General features: G+C 69.9%; 2 protein-coding genes. One reads left to right on the top strand and one right to left on the bottom strand.

The genetic code is table 11. The features are described from left to right. Positions 1-2,157, bottom strand: a 2,157-nt coding sequence (locus ACIBCT_RS40470; protein WP_399197363.1) for an RICIN domain-containing protein, incomplete at its 3' end; no start/stop codon positions are given. Between the two features lie 1,114 nt (positions 2,158-3,271). On the opposite strand from ACIBCT_RS40470, the gene ACIBCT_RS40465 reads away from it, so the two are divergent. Further along, a partial coding sequence (locus tag ACIBCT_RS40465) for an RICIN domain-containing protein (RefSeq protein WP_399197362.1) occupies positions 3,272-3,574 on the top strand: 303 nt, incomplete at its 3' end.

Raw genomic sequence — 3,574 nt, 5'->3', positions numbered from 1 at the left:
TTCCTGTGCGGCGGTGGAGGTCCACTGCTGGTTGGCCTGGCCGTTGCAGTCCCAGATCTGCGCGAGGGCGCCGTTGGCCTGGGAGGCGCCGTTGACGTCCAGGCACCGGCCGGAAGCGGTTCCCCTGAGCGCGCTCGCGCTGCCCGGCGTCGGCGTCGGTGACGGTGACGCGCCGTTCCGGGGCCCGGCCGCGGCCATCACGGCCTGGGCGCCCGACGGCCAGTTGCCGTTGGTGACGGTGACGTTGCCGCTGACCACGTTGCCGCGGTCGCCGTTGGTCACGTTCGTGGCGCCGTTGCTCGTCCAGTTGTTGACGACGGTCCAGTTGCCCATGTTCTCGCCGCCCCAGTAGTTGGCGGTGGCCCAGGTGCCGATGGCGGAGAAGACGTTGTTCCTGACCGTGTAGTACTTGGAGCCCTCGTCGAAGTAGACCCCGAAGTAGCCGTTGGTCCGCAGGCAGTGGTTGTCGCTGATCACCGCGCCGGGGTTCCACGACAGCGTGTAGATGCAGCCGCCGTCGTTCATCTGCTGCATGACGTCGTGGACGTAGTTGCCGATGAGCCGGTTGTCGGAGGCGGTGGTCGGCGTGGTGTACCGCGGCTGGTAGTTGTACAGGCCGCGGCCGGCGTAGTTGTTGTTGCCGCCGGCGTCGTTGGCGCCCCAGCCGTACCCGATCGACATGCCGGTGTAGGGCATGTTGTAGACCTCGTTGTGGGCGACCAGGGAGCCGGTGACGTACGTGGTCAGGACCGACACGATGCCGCGGTAGTCCAGGCCCAGGTCGTGGATCCGGTTGTCGCTGACGGTGATGTCGCGGTTGACCATGCGCTGGTCGCTGGGGTGGTGGGCGTCGGCGCGCACGCCGCCGACGACGATGCCCCCGGCCGAGCTGCGGGCGATCTCGGAGCGGGTGACGGTGATATTGCCGGCGCCGAGACCCACACCGCTGGCGTGGGCGTTCGCGTCGTTGCCGATGCCCACGGCGGTCTGGCCCAGGTTGAGGAACCGGGAGTCGCTGACCGTGACGTTGTTGGCGGCCGAGATCTGGAGCGCGGCCGGCATCTGGAACCAGTTCGGCCGGGCGGCCTCGAACTGCGTGCAGCCGTTGTGGCACGAGGAGAAGGCGGGCCAGTTCCAGGTGCCGGCGATGTAGGCGCCGGTCTGCTGGTCGACGAACCCCTGATTGCCGCTGGGACCCAGCCACGTCGTGCCGGTGAACGTGATGCCACTGAGGGCGATGTGGTGCGCGGGCGCGTCGTAGGTCCCGCCCACGGCGACCAGTGACTGCAGCACCGGCAGCTCGACGCTGACGGTGCCCATGTTCTGGCCCGCGGCCGGGATGTAGTACAGGACGCCGGTTGCGGGATTGATGTACCACTCACCCGGGGAGTCGAGGAACTCGTAGGCGTTGGTCAGGTAGAGCGGGCCCGCGCGGTGCGGCTGGGTGAAGGTGTCGTAGCCGAAGTTGTTGTTGTTCCAGGCGGGCTGCTGCATCGTGATCAGGTTGCCGCTGATGCTCTGGACCGGGGAGTACCGGTCGGTGAACGAGCCGACGCTCTCCATCTCGATCCGGTTCTGGCCGCTCAGGTTGTTGAGATAGCTCAGGGCACCGTTGGTGAACCTCATCCCGGTGCTGCTCGCGGTGAAGTCCGCCCGGTTCACCTGGGTGCGCGCGCGGGTGGCGGCGACGCCGTCGACGTACAGCTGCCGGGTGTCGATGCCGGTGCCCACGGCGGCCCGCCAGATGTTCCTGGCGGGGTCGGCCTGCGTCCATCCGGTCACCGCCCTCGCGCCGCTGATGACGGGACGGGCGCCCGCGGCGGCCTGCCACCTGACGGTGTGGCCGTTGTTGCCGGAGTCGGCCGCGGTCAGCCGCATCGGCGCCGCCGGCCGGTACACCCCGTCGGCGAGCTCGACGACGATGTCGCCGGACATGGCCGCGTTCAGCGACCGTACCGCCGTCTGGGCCGCGGACAACGAGCACGGCTGGGCCGAGGTGCAGGCGGTGCCCGTGCCGGAGGGGGCGGCGTACAGGGTCGTGACGGCCGCCAGGGCCGAGGTCGCCGGGACGATGAAGGCGAATGCCGCGGCCAGCACCCCGGTGACGAGACCGATCACGGCCGTTCTGAGCGCCGTGACGCGCGAGGGTAAGTGCACGGTGGATCCTTGTCGGCTATGGGGGGTGTTGTCGGGTCCGCCCCTGACGTGTCAGGTGGTGGACCCTCCCTGGGCATGGCGATCACCGGGCGGGGAGCGCACGACGACGGCCGGTGCCGCGACGGCGGCTCCGGAACGGGGGATCAGGCGGCTCGGCGGCCGCGGTGACCGTGGGCGATCACCTGGTGAGGGGTCTGCGGTGCCGTGTCGTCACGGCGTCGGCGGGGACGTCCGCACCGGATCATGAGCGGTCCGGGCGGCGTGGGGGGTCGGGTCGGTCACGTTCATCTCCAGAAGACGGCACGCCTCACCGTGGACACCACCGGGAACGCGTGGCGAACGAGGCTGTGGATGTGTGGAGGATCACGGTGTGGAGGTCACCGATGCGCCTCCGCACCCCGCCTTTGTGATCCGGCCGGGAGGTCCTCGCGGGAGCGCCGTCTCCCGGGACCTCGTTACCAATTACGTTCGCCGCGCCGATACCTGTCAAGACCTTAAGCACACTTATTTCGTCCTGCGCACACGACGGTTCAGGGTGCTGTGAATCGATATAACCCCTCCACCAGGAGTGATACGGGCGAGCCCACTCGTTGGACCGGTCCGGTCCGGATGAACCGTTCACATGTGTCGTACTGACTCGGGTGCGGATTTCCGGAGCGACCGCTTCCTGACACCCGGTCCCGTGCGGCGGTCACGTCGGTTCCGACGCGTCCGATCCGGATGCGGAGGTCCGGGCCGCCGTGGGCGGCGCCGGGGGTCCGACGGCCCCCGGGGAGCCGCTCCGCCCTCCCCGCCGGGTGCCGAGACGCCGCCGGGAACGAGCCGGGGATGAACGTTTCATCGGCCTCGATCGGCGGCGTCGCTGGACAGGCGGCGTACGGCGGGGTTCTCGGGGCCTGCGGGACGGGCCGTGACTTGACAGGTGATTCACCGCCTGTATGTGCTTCGCCGTGCACGACCTCTCATCCGCCCGGTGGACCATCGACGCCGTCGAATCGATTCGATCGGGTGGTGAGCGGTGTTTCAGGCTTTCTTCATCGGGCCGGGCGAGCCCGTACCGCCTGCGGGCGCCCGCGCGGTGCCCCGCGGCCTCCGGCTCACGACCGTCTTCGTCATGCCCTACCCCGAGGAGTACGACATGCAGCCCTTCCCCGACCGCCCGGCGCACCGTCCGGCACGAAGGCGGAGCTCTCGACCGGCCGCCGTCGCGGCCGTCGTGGCGGCGCTGGCGACCGTGCCGGTGACCGTCCTGACATGGGCGGCACCGGCCTCGGCGGCGACCACCCCGCTGATCGGCACGGCCTCGGGCCGGTGCCTGGACGTGGCGAACGTCTCCCAGGCCAACGGCGCCCTCGCGCAGATCTGGGACTGCAACGGCCGGCCCAACCAGCAGTGGACCTCCACCGCCGCACAGGAG

This window comes from Streptosporangium sp. NPDC050855, from assembly GCF_044456585.1.
In the GTDB taxonomy this organism is placed as follows: Bacteria; Actinomycetota; Actinomycetes; order Streptosporangiales; family Streptosporangiaceae; genus Streptosporangium; species Streptosporangium longisporum.
The sequence above is the reverse complement of the archived record's forward strand: the minus strand, read 5'-3'. Positions and strand labels throughout refer to the sequence as shown.